Source organism: Streptomyces sp. AHU1 (genome assembly GCF_045343905.1).
Taxonomy (GTDB): Bacteria; Actinomycetota; Actinomycetes; order Streptomycetales; family Streptomycetaceae; genus Streptomyces; species Streptomyces triticiradicis.
Window position 1 is genome coordinate 1,041,116 of record NZ_CP174283.1, and the last position, 24,076, is coordinate 1,065,191.

The window sequence follows — 24,076 nt, forward strand, 5'->3', positions numbered from 1 at the left end:
GTAACGTCGTGGGCCGCCGCGGTCCGGCCCGACGTGCCGCCGGGCGTGGTCCGCCCTCCCGCGAGGGGAGGACGGACCACGCCGACGGCCCGTCAGGGGGCCTGGGCGAGGCGCACGCGGAGCAGCGGGCAGGCGTGTGCCGGGCGCCTCGTCGTCAGGAGCAGCCGGCCGGTGCCGCCTGGGAGGCGTCGTGGATCAGCGCCTCGTGGGCGGCCTTCAGCCGGGCCACGTCGGGTTTGACCACCTTGCGGTCGTAGGTGATCAGGCCGTTCAGTTCTCCCTCCACGTCCGAGATCTGGGTGTAGACGGCGCCGTTGCCGCCCTTGCAGGCGAGTTTGTGCACCTCGGCGAGCCGGGCGAGGTAGTCGTCGGTGTACGCCGAGGGGTCGACGTCCACGTAGGACTGCTGGACGGACCAGGCGTGTCCGGGCACCGCGAGTCCGAGGCCGCCGTACTCGCCACTGACCAGGGCCCGTTTCCCGTCCGGGTTCGGCGGCAGCGCGGGGCTCGGGTAGCCGTGCTCGTCGATGATGTCGCCGGTGCCGCCGTCCACGCCGAGGTTGATGCCCGACATGGAGTTGATCAGGCGCGTCGGGTCCCAGGACTTGGCCTGGTCGGCGATGCGTGCCTCGTCGTACTGGCCCCAGCCCTCGTTGAAGGTGACCCACATGACGACCGACGGGCTGCTGATGTGCTCGTCGATCATCTGCTTCATCTCGCGCTCGTACTCGGCACGGGACGCGCCGCCGGGGTTGACCCCGGCGGTCATGGCGGGCATGTCCTGCCAGACCATCAGGCCGAGCTTGTCCGCCCAGTAGAACCAGCGGTCGGGTTCCACCTTGATGTGTTTGCGGACCGCGTTGAAGCCCATCCGCTTGTGCGCCTTCAGGTCGTACGCGAGGGCTTCGTCCGTGGGCGCGGTGTAGAGGCCGTCCGGCCAGAATCCCTGGTCGAGGGTGGCCATCATGAAGACGGGCTTGCCGTTGAGGACGGTGCGCGGGGTTCCGCCCACCTGCTCCACGGCGATGGACCGCATGCCGAAGTAGCTGCCGACGCGGTCGGCGCCGACGCTCACCTTCAGGTCGTAGAGGAAGGGGTCGTCGGGTGACCACAGGTGCGGGTTCGTGATCTTCAGGACGAGCGGCCGCCCGGTGCGGCCCTTGACGGTGGCGACCTCGCGGTGTCCGGCGTACGCGGTCGCGGTGACCCGCACTCCGTTCCGTACGCCCTTCGGCTCGACGGTGAGCCGGCCGTTCTCGACGTCGGGCGTCAGCTCGAGCGAGTCGACGTGGGCGGAGGCGACCGGCTCCATCCAGACCGTCTGCCAGATTCCGGAGGACGGGGTGTACCAGATGCCGCTGGGGTCGATGCGCTGCTTGCCGACGGGCGGGTTCTCGCCGTTCTGCGCGTCGGTCGGGTCGTAGACGCCGACGATCAGTTCCTGGGTGCGGCGGCCGGGCTTGAGCGCGGCGGTGATGTCGGCGCTGAACTTGTCGTAGCCGCCCTGGTGTTCGGCGACCTCGGTGCCGTTGACGTAGACCTCGGCCCGCCAGTCGACGGCGCCGAAGTTGAGCTGGAGGCGCTTGCCGGAGCCGACCTTCCAGTCGGCGGGCACGGTGAAGGTGCGCCGGTACCACATGCGGTCCTCGTGCCGTTCGATGCCGGAGAGCTGGGACTCCACCGGGTAGGGCACGCGGATCTTCTCGGCGAGCTTCTTGCCGACCGGGGGCTGTTCGCCGGCCTTGGCCGGGGCGAACTGCCAGGTGCCGTCGAGGCCGCGCCAGTCGGTCCGGGTGAGCTGGGGCCGGGGGTACTCGGTGCGGGTCTTGCCGGCCTCGACCTGGTCGGCCCACTTCGTGCGCAGCTCGTGGGTGGAGCGGTTGGGGCCGCTGCTCCAGAAGGCGCTGACAACGTTGCCGTTCGTGCCGGAGAGGCCGCCCTTGCCGTCGTAGCGCAGGTCGGCGGTGCCCTTGGCCGTGCCGGTCTTGTTGCCGACGACGGGTTCCTTCAGGCCCACGATGAGGGACTTGGGGTCGGCCGGGTCCAGCTTCGCCGTGGACAGCGGCCACTTGGCGCCGCCGATGACGGCTTCGACGTGGTCGGTGAGACCGGCGGGGGGCGCGGTGAGCGGCTGGGCGAAGTCGAGGCGCAGGGTGCGGCCGTCGCCCTGGACCGTGGTGGCGATCGCACCGTCGTAGGCGTAGCCCTCGGGCAGCCGGAGCGCCGACTGCGGGACGGCGGTCCTGGTGCCGCCGGGCGGGGTCCAGCGCAGGTGCAGGTTGGAGCCGCCGAAGTGCTCGAAGTACTCGACCTTGATGTCGTAGGCCTGTCCGGCGGTCAGGTCGATGGGCCGGGCGGTCTGTTCGCGGTCCCAGTCGTCGACCCAGTGGTCGATGGCGAGGCGTCCGTCGATCCACAGCCTGAAGCCGTTGTCCCCGATGATCGAGAACGTGTGCGGGCCGGTCTTCTCGGGGACGATCCGGCCGGTCCAGCGGACGTTGACGTCGTCCGACCGTCCGGTGGCGAAGGAGAGCCGGGGCTCCAGGTTGTCGAAGTCGAGGTTGGTGTCCAATCCGGTGGCCTTGAGCTCGTGGAAGTCGAAGGCGCCGGGGGCGGACTGGGTGTAGTACTCGCCCTTCAGGCCGTGGACTTCGACGGGGTCGCCGGCGGCCGTGGCGGCGGGGGTCGCGGTGAGCCCCGCGAGGCCCAGTACCGCGACGAACAGGAGTGCCATATGGGTTCGGAGTCTGCTTTTGCGCACGGATCCTCCTTGGCTGAGGAAGGGTGGCGGCTCGTTGCTTCAGTCTGTACAACGTTGGAAGTAGCGGGAGTGGGCATCACAGCACGGGTCCCGACCCCTGTCCAGGGTCATGACAAAAGCCCAGGCGGCAGAGGCGCACATCGATGAAGAGGAGATCCCTTGCGGGTCAGCCTGAAGGACGTCGCGGAGCGCGCCGGCGTCTCGATCAAGACGGTTTCGAACGTCGTGAACAACTATCCGCACGTCACCCCGGCCATGCGGGCACGGGTCCAGGAGGCGATCGACGAGCTGGGCTACCGGCCGAACCTCACGGCACGCCACCTGCGCAAAGGACGCACGGGCATCATCGCCCTCGCCGTCCCCGAGCTCGGCAACCCGTACTTCGCGGAGCTGGCGGGGGCCGTCATCGACGCGGCGGCCGAGCACGAGTTCACCGTGCTGCTCGACCACACCCGCGGCGACCGCGAGCAGGAGGTGCTGGTCAGCCAGGGCTTCCGGGCCAATGTCATCGACGGTCTGATCCTCAGCCCGCTGGAGCTGGAGGACGAGGACCTGCGCTCGCGCACCGACGACGTGCCGCTCGTGCTGCTCGGCGAGCGGCAGTACGAACTGCCCTACGACCACATCGCGATCGACAACGTGTCGGCCGCGCGCAGCGCCGTACGCCACCTGCTGAGCCGGGGACGCTCGCGGATCGCCTACCTGGGCGCCCGTACGGATTCGGCCAACCGGCCGGCACATCTGCGACTGGCGGGCTGGCGCGAGGAGTTGACGGAGGCCGGGGTGCCCGCGCCCGACGAACTCGTGGTGCCGGTCGGCGGCTGGGACCGCGACGAGGGCGCGCGGGCCATGGCCCGGCTGCTGGACTCCGGGGTCCGTCCGGACGCCGTCTTCGCGTACAACGACCTGGTCGCGATCGGTGCGATGCGGGTGCTGCACGAACGCGGTCTGCGGGTGCCCTGGGACGTGGCGGTGGTGGGCTTCGACGACATCGAGGAGGGGCGTTTCGGAGCGGTCACCCTGACGACGATCTCGCCGGACAAGCAGGCCATCGCCCGGATGGCGGTGGCCTCCCTGCTGCGCAGCCTGTCGGGCCGGACCGAGCCCGGCGGACGTGAACTGACCGCGGATTTCACGCTGGTCGAGCGCGAGAGCACGCTGGGACGGCGCTGACGGGATTTCGGACGGAGGGGTTTACAGGCTTCTTCCAACGATATAAAAACCTCCCCGGAACGACGAGTACACCGAGTTGATCGCAAGAGCCGATCATCCCCGGGAGCGCTCTCAGCGCCGGGGCCGCGCCGTTTGGGGACTCCATGAAGCCGCTCGCACCACGTCATCGCACCTCCGCCAGAACCCTCCTCGCCACCGGCCTCGTCACGAGCCTCGCGCTCGTCTCCGGGTGCGCGAAGTCCGAGGACGACACCGCGGACAAGGACAAGGGCTCCGCGAGCCGGAGCGAGCAGGGACAGGTCGTCGCCTCGCCGTCCACGGGCTCGGGACCGACCTGCGCGATCGACGCCTACGGCGCCGAGAAGATCGATCTGAAGTCGGCCACCGTCGGCTTCTCCCAGTCCGAGAAGGAGGCCAACCCCTTCCGGATCGCGGAGACCGCGTCGATCAAGGCCGAGGCGGACAAGCAGGGCGTGAAACTGCTGACGGCCAACGCCCAGTCGCAGTTCTCCAAGCAGATCAGCGACGTCCAGGACCTCATCGCCAAGGGCGCCGACCTGCTCGTGATCGCGCCGCTCAACTCCGACGGCTGGGAACCGGTCCTGCGCTCGGCGTCCGCCAAGCACATCCCGATCGTCACCATCGACCGCAAGATCAACGCCACCGCCTGCAAGGACTACGTGAGCTTCATCGGCTCCGACTTCGTGGAGCAGGGCAAGCGCGCCGCGGACCAGATGATCGAATCGACCGGCGGCAAGGGCGAGATCGCGATCCTGCTCGGCGCCGCGGGCAACAACGTGACGACCGAACGCACCAAGGGCTTCGAGGACCGCATCGAGGAGAAGGCCCCGGGCCTCGAGATCGTCTTCAAGCAGACCGGTGAATTCGCCCGGGAGAAGGGCCAGTCGGTCACCGAGAACCTCATCCAGTCCAAGCCCGGCATCACCGGGATCTACGCCGAGAACGACGAGATGGGGCTCGGCGCGGTCAACGCCCTCAAGGGGGCCGGCAAGAAGCCGGGCGCGGTGAAGATCGTGACGATCGACGGCACCCGCAACGCCGTCCAGGGCATCGTCGACGGCTGGATCGACGGTGTCGTCGAGTCCAACCCGCGCTTCGGGCCGCTCGCCTTCCAGACCCTGGACACCTTCACCAAGGGCGAGAAGGTCTCCCAGGACATCGTCATCCAGGACAGCGCGTACACCAAGGACAACGCCAAGTCCGACCTGGGCAAGGCCTACTGACATGTTGTCGGTGAAGTCCTGTCGAAGACCTTCCCCGGCGTGAAGGCCCTGTCCTCCATGGACTTCACGGCCCGCACCGGGGAGGCGCACGCCCTCATCGGCGATAACGGCGCGGGCAAGTCGACCCTCATCAAGGTCCTCACCGGCGTCCACCGGCCCGACGAGGGCGAGGTGACGTACGACGGCGCCCCGGTCCGCTTCGCCACCCCGCTCCAGGCGCAGCACGCGGGGATCTCCACCATCTACCAAGAGTACGGCGCCTTCCTGGGCGTCGTCGTCATCGCGCAGACCTGGCTGGGGCGCAGGCGCCGGGTGCTGTGAGGGCCGGGATCCCGTCCGCGCCCGGAAACGGAAGACCCGCACCGGTCGGTGCGGGTCTTCCGTGGTGATGCCGTCCTGCGGGTTCGTGCCTTCACCGGGTCCGATCGGGTCCGGCACTACGGCCGGTCATCTCCACGTCCCGACCGGATGCCACCGGAAGCATCCTGAACGGGAGTACCTTCAGGCGCTGTTCAGTGACCCTGGTGGCCCTGACCCTGGTGCCCCTGGCCCTGTCCCTGGCCCTGCCCCTGGCCCTGTCCCTGGTGCCCCTGGCCCTGGCCCTGGCCCTGGCCCTGGCCCTGGCCCTGGCCCTGGCCCTGGCCCTGGTGGCCCTGCCCCTGGCCCTGGCCCTGGCCCTGGCCCTGACCCTGGCCCTGACCCTGGTGACCCTGGCCATGCCCACGGTTGTCGCCGTGGCCGCGGTTGTCTCCACGCCCGTGGTCGTCACGGCGGTGGTCGTCACGGCCGTGACCGCGGTCGTCCCCGTGACCCCGGTGGTCGTGACGGCCATGACCGCGGTCGTCTCCGTGACCCCGGTGGTCGTGACGCCCGTGGCCACGGTCGTCCCAGTGGCCCCAGTGGTCGTCACGGTCGTGGTGTCGGCCCCAGGAGACGCTGTCGACGAAGCGGCCGCGCTCGGTGCGCAGCGTGGCGGTGTCGGAGTGGTTGTCCCACACCTCGTTGCGGCGGTCCTGGTAGAGGTCACGGCTGGTGTCGCGGCCGTAGCCGGTGTGGACGCGGACGGTGGAACGCCCGGCCAGACGGTAGTCGTCGAAGGTGTAGCGGTTGCCGTCCCGGTCCGACAGCGTCCAGCCGTCCAGGTCGATGCCGCGACGGCCCGAGTTGGTGATTTCCACCCACTCCGCGTTCAGGGAACGGGCGGAGCGGTCGTCAAAGCCCGGCGCGTTGGCCTGCACCCTGCTGATGGAGACGTGCGAGCGCTCGAAGCGCGGCTCCGCGGCCGAGGCCGACACGGAGGCCGAACCGACCAGAGCGCCGGCCGCGATGGCCGCGGCCGCCACACGGCGGGCAGTGACAGACGTGGAAACGGACATGAAAGCTCCTCAAGGTTCGAGAGCCGGCACACCCCGTGCGGGCCCCCCTCGCGGGGAACCCGCACGGTGCGACCCTGTGCGAGTCCCGGCCCGGTGGCCGAGGACTCATAACTTGCTCCACATCCCCGCCCGGGACGGACGACACCCGACCGCTGTTACAGATTACGGACATATCAGTTACAGGCATCTGTATATGGCCTTTAACTACGGAAAGCTGAAAAGTGATGGACTGTCATCCTCAACTCCCTTACTCCCGAAGCATCCTGGTCGAATCAGGGCATCTCTCGCGTCAGCACACGTCACCGGCCGGTCACCCGAAAGTGAGTAACACCCTTCCGGTCCGGTCCCGCGGAAGAAGCGTGTCGCGACGCATCGGCGAGCCCTTCACCCGAGCACTCGTGCGTCCCGGCCCCCCCCTGACGGGCGGACCCGCTCAGTTCTCCAGACGGACCGGCATCAGTACGGAGAACGTGTGCTCGTCGTCGGGCCGCCGGATCGCGATGGGCGCGGTGGGAGCGCCGATCTCCAGAACGAGCCGGTCGCGGGCTCCGGCGTCGAGCGCGTGCAGCAGGTACTCCCGGTTGACGGCGACCTGGTTCTGGTCGCCCCACCGGTCCTCACCGAGGGTCACCGTTCCGTCGTCCGTCACCTTGAGCAGGCTGAGGTCGGCGGCCGTCCCACCCGGTCCGCTCGCTTCGCCCGTGACGACGGGGCCGGTCCTCACCGCTTCCCGGAAGGCCGCCGTGTCGACCAGGGCCTCGCGGCCGTCCGGCGTGCGGACGAGGCGGCGGTAGTCGGGGAAGTCGTGGTCGAGGCAGTGGCCGGCCGTCTGCCCGTCTCCGCTCTCCAGCGTCACGCGGTCGCCGTCGACGGCGAGCCGGACCGGTTCCCCGCCGTTCAGCAGGGCCCGCATCGCGTCCACGAGCGGGGCCGGAACGATGGTCTGCACGCGGGTGCCGGTGTGCCCGTCGGCGCTCGCCCGCGCGACGGCCATCCGGTACCGGTCCGTGGCCACCACGTCGAGCGTCCCGCCCTCGATGTCGAACAGGACACCGGCGAGCATGGGCAGTTCCGGGTCCCTGCTCGCGGCGAAACGGACCGCGTCCAGCGCGTCGGCGAGTTCCGGCGCGGGGACGGACAGACGGACGGCGGCGGTCCTGGGGGACGTCATGGGTTTCTCCCTGCTTTCGAGAAGTGCTCGGAGCGTGGAGAACTCGTTGCGGGCGTCGGACAGACCGGCCTCGAGGCGGCGTAGATGCTCCTGGAGCAGCTTGCGCACCAGGTCGGTGTCCGCGCCGGACCAGCCGGCGAGCACCATGCGGATGTCCGCCAACGGCATGGCGGCCCGGCGCAGCCGGGCCAGCAACCGTGCCTCCTCCAGTTGCCCGGGGTCGTACCAGCGGTAGCCGCTCACCGGATCCACCCAGGCGGGGACCAGCACGCCACCACGGTCGTAGAACCGCAGGGCGCTCACGCTCAGCCCGCTGTCCCGGGCCATCTCACCGATGCTGCGCATCTCGCTCTCCACACCCGGAACCCTGGACCCTCGACCATGTCGAGGGTCAACTCCGGTCACGCCCGGGTGGCTCTCGGCCGGGCCCGGGTCAGACCGGGCAGTCGGCCGGCGTTCCGGCCGTGCCCCAACGGATCATCAGATAGCCGGACCCGCTCTTCTCCGCCACGGCGTAGCGGGAGTACGGCCACGTGTCGCCCGCGCCGTCCCGCTGCCTCACCAGGGCCCGGCACGCCTCGCCCGCCGCCATGTCGGCCCAGGCCGCGGTCTGCTCCTGGTTCCAGGTCCTGTAGTCCGACCACACGTACATCGCCGAGTGCCCTGGATCGAAGCCCATCTTGAGTTCGGCGTTGCCGAGCTCGCGTTCGGTGCCGAGGGTCCCGCGCATCCCGTTCGTCCGCTCGATGATCTTCCTGGTCGCACGGTCCGCGACGTCGATCTCGTCGCTGTCGGTACTGGGAATCATGGCCTGGCCGAGGCCCTGTTCGTCCGGCTCCCAGCCCAGCCCCGCGTAGGAGGGGTCCAGGGCGTCGTCGTCGGCCGACGCGCACCGCGCGCCGGTGGTGAAGCCGTCGTCCCAGGTCACCTGCGGGTCATGGCCCGTCGTCTCCTTCACCATGACGTAGGTGCGGTACGGCAGGTCCGGGTGCAGCCGCAGGACGGCGTCCCGCAGCGTCCGGCACATCAGGTCGGCGACCTCCGTCTCCGCGTACATCGTTCCCGGCTCGTCGGAGGAGAGCCGGTACGAGAGGTAGACCTCCCCGCGCGGGACGTGGAACCTCACGGTTCCCGGGGTGAGGTCGATGCCGTCGCCGAGCTCCTGGACGAGAAGACCTTGGTCGCGCAGGACCGCACGCGCCACGTCGTGCTCGCCCTCGCCCCGCGCCGGCCGTGCTTCGGCCCAGCTCTCCGCGCTCGCCGGGCCGCCGCTCACGGCCGGCTTCCGCTTCTTCGACGTGCTCGCCCTCGTGCTCGCCCCGGACGGCTTCGGGAGTCCGGCCGGAAGTGAGGCGGGAGCGGAGGAGAGGGAAGTGGGGGAAACGGGAGTGGAGGAGGCGGGAACGGAGGACACCGGAACGGAGGACACGTCGGAGGCTCCGTGACGGCCGCCCTCCGCCTTGCCGGGCATCAGGGCCATCACTCCGCCCGCCAGCCCCCCGATGACCGCCGCCGCGACGACGAGCATGCCGCCCCATGGCCTTCGTCCGCGTCTCGCGGGCTTCGGCCACGCCGGATCGTCCACGGGAGGCATGTCCCAGACCGCTGTGATCATGTCCTCGGCCCGGGTGAACAACGTGTCGGCGCGCATCGCCTGGATGAGCTGCGCGGCCAGGAGTTCGAAGCACTCCTCGGCGGCGTCGTCGGCCGAGGGACGGTCGCCGGGTTCCTTGGACAGTGCCCTCCGCACGATCTCGCGCAGGGACGCGGGGACGCCGTCCAGGTCGGGTTCACCGGACGTCACGCGGAACGCGACCGCGTCGGGCGCGCCGGTCCCGAAGGGCGGTCTTCCGGTGGCCGCGTAGGCCACGAGCGCTCCCCAGGCGAACAGGTCGCCCTCGGGCCCGGTGGCCCCCGTCCGGTACTGCTCGGGGCTGATCCAGCCCGGGGTGCCCGTCGTGGCTCCGGGGTGGGTGGCCCTGGTGTCGTCGTCGGCGTGCGCGATCCCGAAGTCCAGGACCCGGGGGCCCGAGGGCGTGAGGATGACGTTCTGCGGTTTCACGTCGCGGTGCACCACGCCGACGGCGTGGACGGCGGACAACGCCTGCGCGGTGGCGGCCGCGAAGGCGTACAGACCGGGACCGGTGAGCCGTCCCTGGGCGAGCACCTGCTGGTTCAGCGTCGGTCCGGCGACGTACTCGGTGGCCAGCCACGGGTTCGCGGCGTTCGCGTCGGCGGTGAGCAGGGGTATCAGGTAGGGCCCGGCGACACGGGAGGACATTTCCACTTCGCGCCTGAAACGTGCCCTGAAATGGGGGTCTTGAGCCTGTGAGGGGTGAATCACCTTCACCGCCACACGCATTCCGTCGGGGGCCACTCCGGCATGGACGGTACCCATGCCTCCGGCACCGAGACGACCGACGATCCGGTACGGACCTATTCGGGAGGGATCGCCGGCGTGAGCCGGCTGGACTCTTCCGGAGGATCCGGATTCGCTCACTGATGGTTCCTTCGTGCGGGACTGAACGGTCGAGCAGGTGGAGATGTGACGGGGGGTCGGAGGCGGGGGCCCGGGTCCAGCAGGCTGCCTCCACAGGCCTTTTGGGTGACTTCCCGTCCGGATGTTATGCGCTCGTCCGCCTTCTGGATAGAGAAACCCCTGATCAGGCGGTGCGCTCTTGCCCGGCGGGTGACGATGTGCTTGCGGACCGTGTCGCGGGCAGCGCGGACAACCGGCCGCCCGCCCGCCCTGATCCGTTCAACTGCCTTACGGGAAAACCTTGTTGAGGCAGAAATCGGCGGTGGCCCCGTGACCGCGCGGATCGGGGACGCCGGCCGGGCGTGCCGTGGGTCAGGACCTCGGGTACGGTCCCTGGCGCGGTCGCGGTGAAGTCCTGGCCGGGGCTCCCGGTCCGGGCGGCGGGGCGCCGGCCTCCGCGGGTCGCGGGAGCGCTTCGGCCACCGGCCCGCCCGGCCGGCCGAGCGGTGTCCCGTCGGCCGAGCCTCCCCTGGCCGACCGCGGTCGTGCTGCCCGTACCTCCTTCCCGGCCGACAATGGACGTACGGCGGGGACGGGCCCGGGGAGGCGCCGGGGAAGGAACGTCCATGCCGAAGCGGCCCCCCTCTCCCGGTCGCGTACGGGCCGCGCGGCAGTCGGCACGGGTCACGGTCGCGTCCGCCACCGGCTTCTACTCGGCCCTCTACGCCCTGGACCGGCCGGTCGTCGCCGTCTACGCCCTCTTCACGCCGATCGCGCTCGGCATCCTCTCCCCGGTCCCGGGCGGCGGCCGGGACCGGGCGCGTACGGTCCTGTTCGCGCTGCCGGTGGCCGTGGCGCTGACAGCCCTCGGCACCGCTCTCGCCGTGACGACCGGCTCCGCCGTCGCGGGAATGCTGGTGATCGGCTTCACCTTCTCCTTCGCCTCCGCGTACGGACCGGCCGCGGCGAGCGTGCTCCCGGGCCTGCTGCTCTTCTACGTACTGGCCTGCTTCCCGCCGTACGCGCCGGACACCCTGCCACAGCGGCTCGGCGGCCTGCTCGCCGGCGGCGTCCTGCTGGTCCTGTGCGAGTTGCTGCTCCTGCCCGCCCCGCCCGTTCAGCCGTACCGCGCGCGGATCGCCGCCGCCCTGGACCTCGCGTCCTCCGCGGCACTCGCGTCCGCCCAGGGCCACCGTCACGCTCCCGAGCGGGCACGGCGCCTGCGCGAGGCGGGACTGGCGCTGCGCCTGTCGCAGGCGCCGCCGGCTTCGCGTCCGACCGGGGCGGGCCGCACCGACCGCGGGCTGGCGCAGGCCGGGGCGGCGACCCGGCGGGTACTGGACCAGCTGGCCCGGACGGCCGAGCGGCCGGACTCCGCGACCGCCGCCGATCCGCCCTCCGAGGCGCTGTTGCGCGGTGTCGCGGCGGGCTGCGCCGCGACGGCGGGCGCCCTGCGCGGCACTCGCGCCGTTCCGGGACCCGAGGCCCTGGAGGAGATGGTCGCCGACTTCGTCGCCGTACGCGGACGTCCGTCCGGCACCGGACCCGACGCGGACGCCAAGGCGTCCCTGCGGCTGCTGGAATGCCGGTCCGACCTGCTGGTCACGGCGGCCTCGGCCCTGACCGCCCAGGCGGCGGTGGCCGTGGCGATCGGCGGGCGCCGCGACTCGGCGGGACTGCCGCCCGAACAGTTCTGGTACGCGGGACCGTCCGCGGCGCGGCTCCTGACACTGCGCCTGACCGGCAACCTGACCCTGCGTTCGGTCCTGTTCCAGAACGCCGTACGCACGGCCCTGGGGCTCGGGGCGGCCCGTCTCGTGGCCGGAGCCCTGGAGCTCTCGCACGGCTTCTGGGTGTTGCTGGCCGTGCTGACGCTGGGGCGCACGACCGCGGGAGCGACCTGGTCCACGGTGCGCTCGGCGGCGGTCGGCACGCTGGTGGGCGCGCTGGCCGCCGGGGCGCTGATCTTCGGGGCCGGGGACACCGTCGAGGTGTACGCCGCCGTGCTGGTGCCGGTGATGTTCGTGGCCTTCTCGGTGGGGCCGATCGCGGGACCGGCCTGGGCGCAGGGGCTGTTCACCCTGGTCGTCGCCACCGCCTTCAGCCAGCTCGCTCCGGCCGACTGGCGGCTCGCGGAGACCCGGCTGCTCGATGTCCTGGCGGGCTGCACGATCGGGCTGGTGTGCGGCGTGCTGGCGTGGCCCGCCGGAGCCCACGCCGAGGTCCGGCGCGGGGTGGCGGAGGTGCTGCGCGCGGCGGCGCCCCTGGTGCGGGCCACCGCCTCCGCCGTGGTCCACGCCTCCGGCGACGCCCGGCCCCGACGCGGTGCGGCCGAGGAGGCGCTGCGGCTGACCCGGCACCGGCTCCGCATCGCCGAGGGTGCCTACGCGCAGTACCGGACGGAGGGCGGCAGGGATCCCGTCGCCAGCGGACCGGACTGGCACCTGGCGCTCAACTGCGCCTCCCACGCGGTGATCGGATCCCATTGGCTGCCCCGTCAGGCGTACGGTCCGGCGCCGCCCGAAGCGGTCCGGTGGGCCCGGGAGTCGGCCGCGCGACTGGCCGCGGCGATGGACGACGCGGCGGCCTTCCCTCCCGGTGGAGTCCTGGCGGCGCCGGTGCCCCTCCCCCACGAGGTCGTCTCCGCCGCCCCGGCGCCCGTGCTGCCCGCGCTGGTCGACGTCGACACCTGGCTGCGGACCCTCGCGGCGGAGCTGACGGCGATCGGCGGGAGCGGTCCGGACGAGCCGCCGCCTCCGGTCCGGGACGGCGGAGCGCGACCGGCGGCCTCCCGCGACACCGCGGCCCGCACGGGAGGGTGACGGGTCAGTCCTTCGCGGGGGCCGGCTCCACCACCGTGAACTCGGCGGGCCCGACCGTGAGGGTGCCGTCGGTCAGCGGGCGGCAGCGGACTCCCCCGCCGTCGCGCAGCGCCCGTCGCGCGCCGGGGCCGAGCGTGGTGTCCATCCACGCGCAGGGCCTGGCCGCGCCGCGTACGGCGAGCACCACGGGTCCGGAGCCGCAGTCCAGGGAGACCGTCGCGCCGACCCAGGCGTCGATGTCCACGCCCCGCAGCAGAACGTTGCGCCGGGTCAGCCGGAGGTCCGCCGCCGCGTCCGGTCCCGGCGGGAAGCGCTCGGCGGCCATGACGGTGACCGATGCGTCGCGATGGGCCGGACGGCCGAAGTAGCGGTCGCCGACGATGCCGAGTCCGGCGCGCACCCGGGCCGTCGTCACCAGTTCCGTCCCGGGCAGCGGGGGCACTCCGTCACCCGGACGGCCCTCGAACCGGTGCACGGCCGAGACCAGCAGCTGAAGGACTTCCACACGTCCCATCCCATCGAGCCTAGGCGACGTCCGCGCGAAGGGTCCGCGGATTCGCGGGCGGGGGCACCGAAGGGGTCGTGTGCCGGGCGTCCCGCTGACACGGGGACGCCCTGCGTGACAGGGTCGGCGGTGATCGGGGACAACTGCGGCGAAGGGGGCTCGGGTGGACACGGGAACGTGGGACGCGCTGGTCGGCTCGATGAAGAGCGCGTACGACAAGGGCGTGCGTGAGGGTGCGGTGCCCCGGCCGGTCATCATGCCGCTCGTACGGGGCGAACTGGTCGGGCTGGTCTGGCTCCGGCCGGCGAAGCCCGGGGCCGACACGCTCACCGGCATCGCGGCGCTGTCGAACATCGCTGCGGCGGCCTGCGCGGACGAGGTCGTCCTGGCCTGGGAGACGCAGGACGTCGCCACCGCCTGTGAGCTGCCCGTCCTCGGCCCCTCCCCGTGCCTGAACATGGTCCGCGCCACTCCGGACGGCCATGTACTGCACCAGTTCCCCTACACCGAGGAGTCCTCGTCCGCGGGCCCCGAGGGCACGGACGGGCCCACGACCGTCCTCGACTGGAAGCGGGCCCCCGCGCCGCGGCCCGGCGGCGAGCTCCCCCCGCCCGTCCGGGCCGCCGTCGACTACGCCTTCACCCCCATGGAGCTGGACCATCCCAATCCCTTCGGCGTCACCGTCGTCCTGATGGAGGAGGACGGCTACACCGTGCGCCTGACCGACGGCTTCGAGCACTGAACATGCCCGTGCGACGCGCCCGCGGGGCTTTCGCCCCCTAGTCTGAGCGGGCGTGGTGAAGCCGCGCGCCCTCAGCGGGCGGTCCGTGATCGCAGCACAGGAGGAGCCGTGTCCGGTCAGTTCGAGGCGACAACCGAGATCGACCGCCCCGTCGAGGAGGTCTTCGCCTACCTCGCCGCCGGTACGAACGACCCCCGGTTCAGCCCCAGGGTGCAGGCGATCACGAAGACCCCGGAGGGCCCGACGGCCGTGGGCACCGTGTTCACCAGCACGGTCAAGGACGCCGGCATGAAGACGGGCCGGAGGTTCCGGATCACCGAGTTCGAGCCGCCCCACCGGATCCGCTGGGCGGAGGTCTCGAAGAACGCCGTCATGGCGACGGAGGGCGGCTACGACCTCGAGTCCACCGGCGCCCGGACCACCCGGGTGAGGATCTTCAACGTCCTCGAGGGGCGTGGCATCGGCAAGCTCCTGGTGGGCCTCGCGCTGAGCGCGGCCCGCAAGGACGCCGACGCGTTCGGCAAGCGGATCAAGACGGCCGTCGAGGCTTCCTGAGGAACACGGGACGGCGCCCCGCGCTCAGGGCGGGGCGGGCTTCTCGCCGAGTGGGCGCCCCGGGGGTTCCGGTCCGGGGCGTGCCCGCAGCTCGGTGACGACGGACCAGGCCACCGACACCATCGGTACCGCCACGACGGCACCGGTCACGCCGGCCAGGATGCTCCCCGCGATGACGGTGACGGCCACGACCACGGGGTGCAGCCGGACCGCCCAGCTCAGGACGAGCGGGTGCAGCACGTGCCCCTCCAGCTGGCCGATCACGACGATCAGCGCGAGCACGATGATCGCGACGACCGGTCCCTTGGTGGCCAGCGCGACGACGGTGGCCACGCCGAGCGCGACCGGCGAGCCCACCAGGGGGATGAACGCGGCGAAGAACTCCAGCAGTGTGAGCGGCAGCGCCAGCGGGACGCCGAGCGCGTAGAGGGCGATGCCGACGAGGATCGCGTTGGTGGCCGCCACGATGATGATGCCGCGCGTGTAACCGGCGAAGGTCCGCCAGGCCGCCCGCCCGCCCCGGTCCCACGGGTCCCGCGCGCCCTGCGGCATCAGCTCCTGGAACCAGCGCCAGAACCTGTGCCCGGAATGGACGAAGAACAGCGAGCAGAACAGCGCGAGCACCAGCCCGGTGGCGAACTCCACCGCGCGGCCGGCACCGCTGAGGGCGCTGCTGATCAGTTCGGAACGGTGTCCGGAGACGAAGTCGGCCACCTTGCCCTGGAGGTTCGACAGCACCGCGTGGCTCAGATGGAAGGGGGAGCCCTCGAGCCACCGTTCGATCCGCCCCAGTCCCCCGGCGAACTCATGGCCGAGCTGCCCCGCCTCGCCCGCCACGACCCGGCCGACCAGCGCCATCACGCCCAGCACCACCAGGATGCTTCCGATGAAGCTCACGATCACCGCCGCGGTCCTCGGCATGCGCCGTGCCAGCAGGTCGGCGAGCGGACGCAGGACCGCCGTGACGACCAGGGCGAGGAACAGCGCCACGGCGACCAGTTGCAGTTTCCCCAGGAGGGCGAAGACCACGTAGGCGACGACCCCGACGACGAGCAGCCGCCACGCGTACGCGGCGGCCGTCCGCAGCCCGTGGCCGACCGGGTCCCCCTCGTGGTCCCCGGTGCCGCGCCGGGCGTCGCCGCGCGCCCGCGCGACCGACAGGGCACCCCGGGAGGAACGGTTCCCCACGACGTGACGCGTCCGGCGCCCGCCGCGCCCCCTGCCGGGCTCGTCCGGCCCTCGGCGTGGACGACGCGATCCGGCGTTCACCTGTGTGCCACCGTCCTCCCGTCGTCGGGGCCACCCGCCACGCGGGCGTCCTGGCCAGCGTGGTGTCGCGCACCGTGCCCCGCAACCCGGGACGCACGTGGTCCCCGGCCACGACCGGCGTGCCGCCGCCCCGGCCGAAGGGACGTCCAATAGCAGACAAGGCCATTAATGTCATTCACGACATTCCCCCCTATATTGGGTCTGTGATCAGGCGGCTGGACCTACTCGACACCGCTGACGACGGCATCACGGAAAGCGAGGTCTTCCGGCTCGCCCTTCAGCACTCCATCGCGGAGCTGGGCTGCGTCGGCGGGGCCGTCTACCTGCGGGGCCCCATGTCGGCCCTGCGTCTGGTGTACTCCACCGGACTGCCGTCGTCGCTCACCCGCGCGTGGGAGATCGTCGACCAGGACGGACCCACCGCGACCGCCCGTGCCGTGCGCTCCGGCGAGCACGTATGGGTGGCCGCGCTCCCCTCCGACCTGGACGAGCCAACCGCTCCACTGCTGTCGCAGTCCGGCTGGTTCTCCGTACCGCTGGTCCACGAGGGCCGTGCCATCGGCGCGATCACGTGCCTCACCGGCGACAACGAGGAGCCCACGTCCGAGCAGTGGACGTTCCTCACCGCGGTGGCCGGATGGACCATGAACCGGCTGAGGAAGATGCCGGAGCCCGCGCGCCTGGGCACCGACCTCGACATGACTCCGGTCGGTTCCTGGGAGTGGGACGTGCGCACCGGCGAACTGGTCTGGGACCGGACCGCCATGAAGGTCTACCAGACCGAGCCGCGGGAGTTCGCGCCCGTCGTCGAGACCTGGATGAAGGTGGTGCACCCCGACGACCTCGCGAGCACCCTGGCCGCCGCCGAACGCAGCATCCGCACCCACGCGCCCTTCGAGGCCGAGTACCGGATCCGGCGCAGCGACGGGGGCTACACCTGGACCCGCGCGTCCGGTCATGTCGTGCTCGACGACGAGGGCCAGGTCGCGCGCATCGTCGGGAAGGGCTGGGCCAGTGACGCGGCGCGCTCCACCCGCGACGCGCTCAGCCGCGCCCTGCGGTACATGAGTGACGCCTTCCTGTCCGTGGACGACGACTGGCGGATCACCTTCGCCAACCTGGAGGCGGAACGCGTTCTCGGTTCGGCCGACGAGATGCTCTTCGGCCGGAACCTGTGGGACCTGCCCGCCCTGCGCCACGTGCCGGACCTGGAGGAGCGGTGCCGGAGCGGCGCCGCGCGGTCGACGGCCGCCGGCTTCGACATCACGCTGGCCGACACCGGACGCTGTTACGACCTGCGGATCGTCCCCGTCCCCGGCGGCCTCACCGTGTACTTCACCGATGTCACCGAGCGCCGCCGTCGTGAGGCCGAACAGGCGGCGGCCGTCCGCGCCGCCGCCGAGCGCGCGAGCCGGACGGCGGAGCTGACCACGCAGCTCGCGGCGGCGACCACCTCCGAGGACGTGGTGACGGCCGTCGCCCAGCGCGTCCTGCCCCCGTTCGGCGCCCAGGGCCTGCTCGTGCTCGTCCTCGAGGACGAGAGGCTGGTGCACATCGGGTCGGTCGGCTATCCGGCCCCCTTCCTGCGGCAGATGCACGGGGCGCACGGCATGGAACCGACGGACGCCGATCCCGTCGGGCGGGCGGTCCTGAGCGGCGAACCCCGTTTCTACTCGTCGCGCGAGGAGTGGAGCACCGCCTTCCCCGGCGCCGGCAGCCGGCCCCCGACCGACAAGGAGGCCTGGGCGTTCCTCCCCCTGACGGCCTCCGGACACACCTTCGGCGTGTGCGTCATCGCCTTCGACGCCCCGCGGCACCTCACGTCCGAGGAACGCACGCTCCTCATCACCATCAGCGCCCTCGTGGCGCACGCGCTGGAGAGGGCGCGGCTCTACGAGGCCGAGCTCACCCGTTCCGAGGAACTCCAGCAGGCGCTGCTGCCCCGCGGGCTCCCCACCGTGCCCGAGACCACCGCGGTGGCGCGGTACCTGCCGGCCGGGCAGACCTCCGACGTGGGCGGGGACTGGTACGACCTGATCCCGCTGTCCGCCGGCCAGGTGGCCCTGGTCGTCGGTGACGTGATGGGCCACGGTCTGTCCGAGGCCGCGACCATGGGGCGCTTGCGCACCGCGCTGCACACGCTGGCCGCCCTGGAGCTGCCTCCCGACGAGATCATGGGCCACCTCAACGACATCGTGGGCGGCCTCGGCGAGCACGCGTACGCGACCTGTCTGTTCGCGCTGTACGACTCCACCGACGGATCGTGCACCGTGGTGCGGGCGGGCCATCCGCCGCCGCTCGTCGTCCGGCCGGACGGCAGTGCCCACTTCCCCGAGATCGCCGTCAACCCTCCGCTGGGCGCCGCGTCCCCTCCGTTCGAGACGACGGAACTGGAACTGCCGGCGGAGAGCCTTCTGGTCCTCTACACGGACGGGCTCGTGGAGTCGCCGCAGCGGGAGATCGACCAGGGCATGTCCCAGCTCGCCGGTCTGTTCGCCGGCCAGGCCGGCTGTCCCGATCTGGAGGACCTGTGCGACTCCGTGGCCTCGGGGCTGCTGCCGGGCGGGCCCACCGCCGACGACGCCGCCCTGCTGATCGCGCGTCTGCACCACGTGGCCGACCGGCAGGTGGCCTCATGGAACCTGCCCGAGGGCCCGGAGGCCGCGGGCGAGGCCCGTCGCCACGTACGGGAGCAACTCGCCCAATGGCATCTGGACGACCTGGTCATGACGACGGAACTGCTGGCCAGCGAGCTGGTCGGGAACGTCATCCGGCATGCCGGCGGCCCGATCGGCCTTCGCCTCCTGTGCAGCGGAACGCTCGTCTGCGAGGTGTCCGACGCGAGTCTGACCATGCCCCGCATCCGGCGCGCCACGGACACCGACGAGGGGGGCCGAGGGCTCCAGCTCATCAACGCCCTCTGCGAGCGCTGGGGCAGCCGTTACACCCCGGACGGCAAAGCCATCTGGACCGAACAGGCCCTCCCCGGCGCGGCGGAACAGGCGGACGACGAGGGGCCCGTCGGGCCCCCCGGTCCTCCGTCCTGAGACGGCGTCCGACGGGGCCCGGCAGGCCCGTCCCGCTTCCCGACGGGAGGCGGCCGGTTCAACCGCGCGCGAACTCCAGCAGGTCGGCGTTGAACACCTCGGCGTACTTCGGCACCATGGCGAGGCCGTGAGGAGCGCCCGGATACACCTTGTAGACCGCACCCTTGACGAGCTTCGAGGATTTGTCGCCGGAGGCCACGATGGGAACGATCTGGTCGTCGTCTCCGTGCACGATGAGCGTGGGGACGTCGATCTTCTTGAGGTCTTCGGTGAGATCGGTCTCGGAGAACGCCTTGACGCAGTCGTAGGCACCCTTGATGCCCACGGTCATTCCCCAGAGCCAGAACTCGTCCCGTGTCCCCTGGGTGACGGTCGATCCGTCACGGTTGGCGCCGTAGAACGGGCCGCTGAGGTCCTTGTAGAACTGCGACCGGTCGGTCTCGACGCCCTTGCGGATCTCGTCGAAGACGTCGATCGGCAGACCTTCGGGATTCTCCGGCGTCTTGAGCATGAGCGGCGGGATCGCGCCGACCAGGACCGCTTTGGCGATCCGGCCGGAGCCGTGCCGGCCGATGTAGCGGGTGACCTCACCACCGCCTGTCGAATGACCGACCAGGATGACGTCCTGGAGGTCGAGCGCTTCGATGACCGCCGCCAGGTCATCGGCGTAGGTGTCGAGGTCGTTGCCGTCCCAGGGCTGGCCGGAGCGTCCGCCGCCGCGCCGGTCGTGGGCGACGGCCCGGAAGCCGTTGTCCGCCATCACCTTCATCTGGGCGTCCCAGGCGTCCGCGGTCAGTGGCCAGCCGTGGGAGAAGACGACCGGCCGGCCCGACCCCCAGTCCTTGTAGAAGATCTGCGTGCCGTCCTTGGCGGTGGCGAAGGGCATGTACGGGTCCTCTCGAATCCGGTCCGGAATTCCGCGCCTCACACGCTGCCGACGCCCGCTTCGAACCTGTCGACGGCGCCGCCGGCAGGTTCGTCGCCGGCGGTACGTCCGGCAGTCGCTCCCCATGACGGCCCACGGCTCGTCCCTGCCACGGCCCCTCCGTGCCAGGCCGCGGATCAGTGGCGGACGCACGAGGGGCGGGGGGACGATCAGCAGCACGCATGACCGGAATGGGCGTGTAACCCACATCACACTAGCCCAGGTGCCACGCGGCGTCGCGGCGGACGGACACCGCCTCCGCGCCCACGGGCCGGACCGAGCCGTCGGGGCGACGACCACACCGCCCACACCGTCCAGGACCCGCCGCCCTCACGTCACGGGACCGCCCTCCCCCTGCCCGCCACCGGGCCCGAAGAGACCGCCGGCCACCACGCCCCTGGTGGAGAAGGTGACGGGTTCGCCCGGCAGGGAGTCTCCCGGCGGGATCCCCGGATGGTGCCCGTCGCCGGGCGACGGGCGCCCGGAGCGGGGGCCGAGGGCCAGCCGGGAGACGATGCGGTAGCGGTCTCCGCGGTAGATCGAGTGGACGTACTCCACCGGCCGGCCCGAGGCGTCCGAGGTGAGGCGCTCGAACAGCAGGGCCGGGGACAGTTCCGGCACGTCGAGCAGGCCCGCCTCGTCACGGGTCAGGACGGTGGGCTCGATCGACTGGACCGCTTCACCGACCTGGATGCCGTGCCGCTCCCCGAGGTGCTCGTACAGGTCGCCGTTCTCCAGTTCGTCACTGGTCAGGTCGGGCACGAGGTCGGCGGGGACGTGCAGGTACTCGATGGCCATGGGTGAGCCGTCGACGAGACGGAGCCGTGCCACGTACCGGATGTCCGCCGCGGGAGAGATGCGCAGCCTGCGGCCCACCCGGGCGCCGGCGGACACCGTGCTGAACTCCAGGAGTCTGCTGGTCCAGGTGCCCGCGGCCCGGGGCAGACTGAAGGTCCGCCGGTCCGGGACGAGTTCCTGGGTGATCTTCTCGGCGGCCACGAACATGCCCCGTCCGTGCTCCCGCACCAGGAGCCCGGCGACGACGAGTTGATCCACCGCGGCCCGCAGAGTGGGCCGGGAGACCCCGAGTTGTGCGCAGAGCGCGCGTTCGGAAGGGATGGCGTCACCGGGACGGCGTTCCTCGATGAGTTCGAGGATCGTGTCCCGGACCCTTTCCCGCTTGAGTACCGCGCGGGAGGCGGCGGGATCGATCTCCATGCGGAACCCCGTTCGTCGTCGGTGCCGGCCACTGGTACAGCTCCCGACCCTAACTGGTCCGCTGGTCAGAGGGACTGCTTCCGCGTCTCTTCACCCGGTGGGCCACACACGCCACCCCGTCCGGCCAAATCCCCTTGCTGGCAAGGGGGTTGACGCACGCATTGGTCTATGCCACTTTCAGGCCAACGCCAACTGGTCAAGCACGGCATGTCTCCTCGTGTTCCTGCGAACCCCCACCTCCCGCGGTCGGCGGGAGCCCACCGAAAGGAACCCACATGAGCAACCGTCCCCTCTCGGGCCGCCGCCGCGTAGCCCTCGCCCTGTCGGCCCTCCTGGGCGGCACCGCCCTGGTGGCCGTTCCCCTGTCCACCCCCGCCGCCGCGGCCGGAGGACTCGCCGTCCAGTACCGCACCAGCGCGAGCGGGGCCACCGCCGACCAGAGCGAGCCCTGGTTCAAGGTGCGCAACACCGGCTCCGCCGCAGTGCAGTTGAGCCAGGTGAAGATCCGCTACTACTTCAAGGCGGACTCGGCGAGCGCCACCTACCGCTTCGCCTGTTCCTGGGCCGTCAAGGGATGCGCGAACGTCACCGGCACGTTCGGCACCCTGGCCCACCCCACCGGAACCGCGGACAGGTACCTGGAGATCGGCTTCACCTCCACGGCCGGATCGCTCGTACCGGGCGCGGACACCGGTGACATGCAACTGCGCTTCTACCAGTCGAGCTGGCAGCCCCTGAACCAGGCGGACGACTACTCCTTCAACGGTGCGCAGACCTCGTACGCGGACTGGAACAAGGTCACCGCCCAGCTCGCCGGGGCCACCGTGTGGGGCACCGCGCCCGCGGGCAACGACCCCACGGATCCGACCGATCCCACCGATCCGACGGACCCGCCCGGCGGCGGCCAGGCGCTGTTCGACGACTTCAGCTACTCGTCGTACACCGACCCCGCGATCTCCGCGCACGGCTGGAACGTCCGCTCCAACTCCGGCGGCCCCGGCGTCCCCGGCGCGACCTGGGACCCGTCCAAGGTCACCTTCCCCACCGTGTCCGGCAACAAGGTCATGAACCTGGAGACCTCGACCGCGGGCACCGGCGAATCGACCCGGCAGACCGAAGTCCTCACCAAGAGCATGAAGTTCAAGAACGGCACCTACGCGGCGCGGGTGAAATTCGCCGACGCCCCGAAGTCCGGCCCGGACGGCGACCACCTGGTGCAGACGTTCTTCACCATCAACGACCTCAAGGCGCCGATGGCCGACGACTACGCCGAGTACGACTTCGAGTACCTGCCCAACGGCGGCTGGGGCGAGACCGGCAACATCCTGTACACGACCTCCTGGGAGACGTACAACCCCGACCCCTGGCAGGCGGTCAACCAGCACACCGAATCACGTCAGAGCTACGCCGGCTGGCACGACCTGGTGCTCACCATCGACAGCGGCAGCATCAAGTACTACGTCGACGGGCAGCTCTTCGGCACCCATGACGCCCAGTACCTGCCCGAGCGGCCGATGTCGATCAACTTCAACCAGTGGCTGATCGACCTCGCCGGACAGACCTCGACCACGGCCCGCGCGTACGACGAGCAGGTCGACTACGTCCTGCACGTCAAGGACCAGGTCCTCACCCCGGCCCAGGTCGCCGCCAAGGTGACCGCCTACCGCGGAGCCGGAACGGCGTTCGTGGACGAGGTGCCGTCGTCCTGAACCGACAGGTGCGTACGGGGCCCGTCCCGGCCCGAACCGGGACGGGCCCCGCAACCGGGTCAGTGGTGGTGGCCCGACCCCCGGTTCAGTTCGGCCAGGACCGCGCGGGCCATGGCCTCCTGGCCCAGGGCATTGGGGTGTGCGGGGGCCGCGGGCGAGGTCGGGCGCAGCGGCTCGATCCAGCGGTCGGCGGGCGCCTTGCACATGTCGTGGCCCACGGTCGGCTTGTACGTGTCCACGTACTCGGCCCGGTTCAGGAAGGCGACCGTGCGGAGCATCAGATTGAGCTTCTTGCCGGTGTCGCGCAGGTAGGGGAAGTCCTTCGCGGCGAAGGGCACCGTCGGGTAGCAGCCGCTGCCGTCGTCGGGCAGCAGGTCGGGGTAGCCGACGACGACCACGCGGGCGTGCGGAGCCCGCGCGTGGATCTCGCGCAGCACCCGGGCGACCTTGGGAGCCGTCTGGAGGATGTTCACGGTGAGCTGGTCGTACCCGGCCGCGTTGTAGTACTGCTGGCACGGGTTGCCCGCGAGGTCCTTGGAACTGAGCCCGGCACAGGTGGAGATGATCGGGCCGAAGCCCATGTCGTTGCCGCCGATCTGCAGGGTCACCAGGTCGGTGTCCCGCTTCACCGCGTTCAGCTGGGGTCCGTTGGTCCCCTGCGCCTTCCACATCTCGTCGGTCTTCGCTCCGGAGCAGCTGACGTCCGTGAACGAGGCGACCTTGCGGGCGGCGGCGGTGATCGAGGGGTAGTTGTGGTCGGACCGCGCGCAGTTCGCGTCGACCTGCTGGGGGATCAGGGGCCCGGACGTGTACGAGTCGCCCAGGGCGACATAGTCCACGCCGTGCTTCCCGTGTCCCTCGCCCGCCTCGGCGGGGGCCGCCGCCGCCACGCCCGCGACCAGCGCGCAGCTGCTCAGCGCGGCCCCCAGCGCCATACCGCCCCGTCGCCTCGAAGCGGTGTTCTCCGGACGCGTGTGATCGTTCATCGTGCCCTCCCCTGGTGCCATGACAGCCTGCTGAACGGGTACCGGTTGCCCGCGGGCGCACGTCGTCGCGGCGCCGCGGGGGACCGGACGGCTC

Annotated in this window: 16 protein-coding genes and 1 pseudogene; 8 read left to right on the top strand and 9 right to left on the bottom strand. The window is 71.4% G+C overall.

The features are described from left to right. Window positions 1-154 precede the first annotated feature (154 nt). The gene (locus ACICHK_RS04870) at window positions 155-2,761 is read right to left on the bottom strand and encodes a PA14 domain-containing protein (protein ID WP_406835859.1); all 2,607 of its coding nucleotides are present in this window, start codon (window positions 2,759-2,761) and stop codon (window positions 155-157) included. A gap of 159 nt (window positions 2,762-2,920) precedes the next feature. On the opposite strand from ACICHK_RS04870, the gene ACICHK_RS04875 reads away from it, so the two are divergent. The 3 genes and pseudogenes from ACICHK_RS04875 to ACICHK_RS04885 all read left to right on the top strand — a co-directional run. Then, a complete protein-coding gene (locus ACICHK_RS04875) occupies window positions 2,921-3,934 on the top strand; it encodes a LacI family DNA-binding transcriptional regulator (RefSeq protein ID WP_406835860.1) in 1,014 nt (337 codons plus the stop codon). Window positions 3,935-4,077: 143 nt separating this feature from the next. Then, window positions 4,078-5,178 carry a substrate-binding domain-containing protein gene (locus ACICHK_RS04880; protein ID WP_406835861.1) on the top strand — a complete coding sequence of 367 codons (1,101 nt, stop codon included), beginning with the start codon at window positions 4,078-4,080 and terminating at the stop codon, window positions 5,176-5,178. A gap of 57 nt (window positions 5,179-5,235) precedes the next feature. Beyond that, window positions 5,236-5,490, top strand: a pseudogene (locus ACICHK_RS04885) (ATP-binding cassette domain-containing protein); the annotation flags it as partial. 200 nt (window positions 5,491-5,690) lie between these two features. Here ACICHK_RS04885 and ACICHK_RS04890 read toward each other — a convergent pair. The 3 genes from ACICHK_RS04890 to ACICHK_RS04900 all read right to left on the bottom strand — a co-directional run bounded on the left by ACICHK_RS04890 (window position 5,691) and on the right by ACICHK_RS04900 (window position 10,225). After that, entirely contained in the window at window positions 5,691-6,554 is an 864-nt protein-coding gene (locus ACICHK_RS04890; RefSeq protein WP_406835863.1) for a lamin tail domain-containing protein, read from the bottom strand. A 433-nt stretch (window positions 6,555-6,987) separates the two neighbouring features. Continuing rightward, on the bottom strand, window positions 6,988-8,070 hold the full coding sequence (locus tag ACICHK_RS04895; protein WP_406835864.1) for a MerR family transcriptional regulator: 1,083 nt from the start codon (window positions 8,068-8,070) through the stop codon (window positions 6,988-6,990). An 88-nt stretch (window positions 8,071-8,158) separates the two neighbouring features. Beyond that, the gene (locus ACICHK_RS04900; protein ID WP_406835865.1) at window positions 8,159-10,225 is read right to left on the bottom strand and encodes a serine/threonine-protein kinase; all 2,067 of its coding nucleotides are present in this window, start codon (window positions 10,223-10,225) and stop codon (window positions 8,159-8,161) included. Between the two features lie 605 nt (window positions 10,226-10,830). On the opposite strand from ACICHK_RS04900, the gene ACICHK_RS04905 reads away from it, so the two are divergent. Continuing rightward, on the top strand, window positions 10,831-13,026 hold the full coding sequence (locus ACICHK_RS04905) for an FUSC family protein (protein WP_406835866.1): 2,196 nt from the start codon (window positions 10,831-10,833) through the stop codon (window positions 13,024-13,026). A 4-nt stretch (window positions 13,027-13,030) separates the two neighbouring features. Here the strand turns inward: ACICHK_RS04905 and ACICHK_RS04910 are convergent, their stop codons facing one another. Further along, the gene (locus tag ACICHK_RS04910; RefSeq protein WP_406835867.1) at window positions 13,031-13,540 is read right to left on the bottom strand and encodes a molybdenum cofactor biosysynthesis protein; all 510 of its coding nucleotides are present in this window, start codon (window positions 13,538-13,540) and stop codon (window positions 13,031-13,033) included. A 154-nt stretch (window positions 13,541-13,694) separates the two neighbouring features. Here ACICHK_RS04910 and ACICHK_RS04915 point away from each other — a divergent pair, with 154 nt between their 5' ends. Together ACICHK_RS04915 and ACICHK_RS04920 are read left to right on the top strand one after the other, a co-directional pair. Next, the gene (locus ACICHK_RS04915; protein WP_406835868.1) at window positions 13,695-14,273 is read left to right on the top strand and encodes a hypothetical protein; all 579 of its coding nucleotides are present in this window, start codon (window positions 13,695-13,697) and stop codon (window positions 14,271-14,273) included. Between the two features lie 108 nt (window positions 14,274-14,381). Continuing rightward, window positions 14,382-14,828 carry an SRPBCC family protein gene (locus ACICHK_RS04920; RefSeq protein ID WP_406835869.1) on the top strand — a complete coding sequence of 149 codons (447 nt, stop codon included), beginning with the start codon at window positions 14,382-14,384 and terminating at the stop codon, window positions 14,826-14,828. Between the two features lie 24 nt (window positions 14,829-14,852). On the opposite strand, the gene ACICHK_RS04925 is transcribed toward ACICHK_RS04920, so the two are convergent. Further along, entirely contained in the window at window positions 14,853-16,016 is a 1,164-nt protein-coding gene (locus ACICHK_RS04925; RefSeq protein WP_406835870.1) for an AI-2E family transporter, read from the bottom strand. Between the two features lie 284 nt (window positions 16,017-16,300). On the opposite strand from ACICHK_RS04925, the gene ACICHK_RS04930 reads away from it, so the two are divergent. After that, a complete protein-coding gene (locus ACICHK_RS04930) occupies window positions 16,301-19,144 on the top strand; it encodes a SpoIIE family protein phosphatase (RefSeq protein WP_406835871.1) in 2,844 nt (947 codons plus the stop codon). A 58-nt stretch (window positions 19,145-19,202) separates the two neighbouring features. Here the strand turns inward: ACICHK_RS04930 and ACICHK_RS04935 are convergent, their stop codons facing one another. Together ACICHK_RS04935 and ACICHK_RS04940 are read right to left on the bottom strand one after the other, a co-directional pair. After that, the gene (locus tag ACICHK_RS04935; RefSeq protein ID WP_406835872.1) at window positions 19,203-20,030 is read right to left on the bottom strand and encodes an alpha/beta fold hydrolase; all 828 of its coding nucleotides are present in this window, start codon (window positions 20,028-20,030) and stop codon (window positions 19,203-19,205) included. A 369-nt stretch (window positions 20,031-20,399) separates the two neighbouring features. After that, window positions 20,400-21,287 carry a GntR family transcriptional regulator gene (locus ACICHK_RS04940; protein ID WP_406835873.1) on the bottom strand — a complete coding sequence of 296 codons (888 nt, stop codon included), beginning with the start codon at window positions 21,285-21,287 and terminating at the stop codon, window positions 20,400-20,402. Between the two features lie 275 nt (window positions 21,288-21,562). On the opposite strand from ACICHK_RS04940, the gene ACICHK_RS04945 reads away from it, so the two are divergent. Further along, on the top strand, window positions 21,563-22,996 hold the full coding sequence (locus ACICHK_RS04945) for a cellulose binding domain-containing protein (RefSeq protein ID WP_406835874.1): 1,434 nt from the start codon (window positions 21,563-21,565) through the stop codon (window positions 22,994-22,996). Between the two features lie 59 nt (window positions 22,997-23,055). Here the strand turns inward: ACICHK_RS04945 and ACICHK_RS04950 are convergent, their stop codons facing one another. Then, window positions 23,056-23,982: an SGNH/GDSL hydrolase family protein gene (locus tag ACICHK_RS04950; protein WP_406835875.1), complete on the bottom strand. Its 927-nt coding sequence runs from the start codon at window positions 23,980-23,982 to the stop codon at window positions 23,056-23,058. Window positions 23,983-24,076 lie beyond the last annotated feature (94 nt).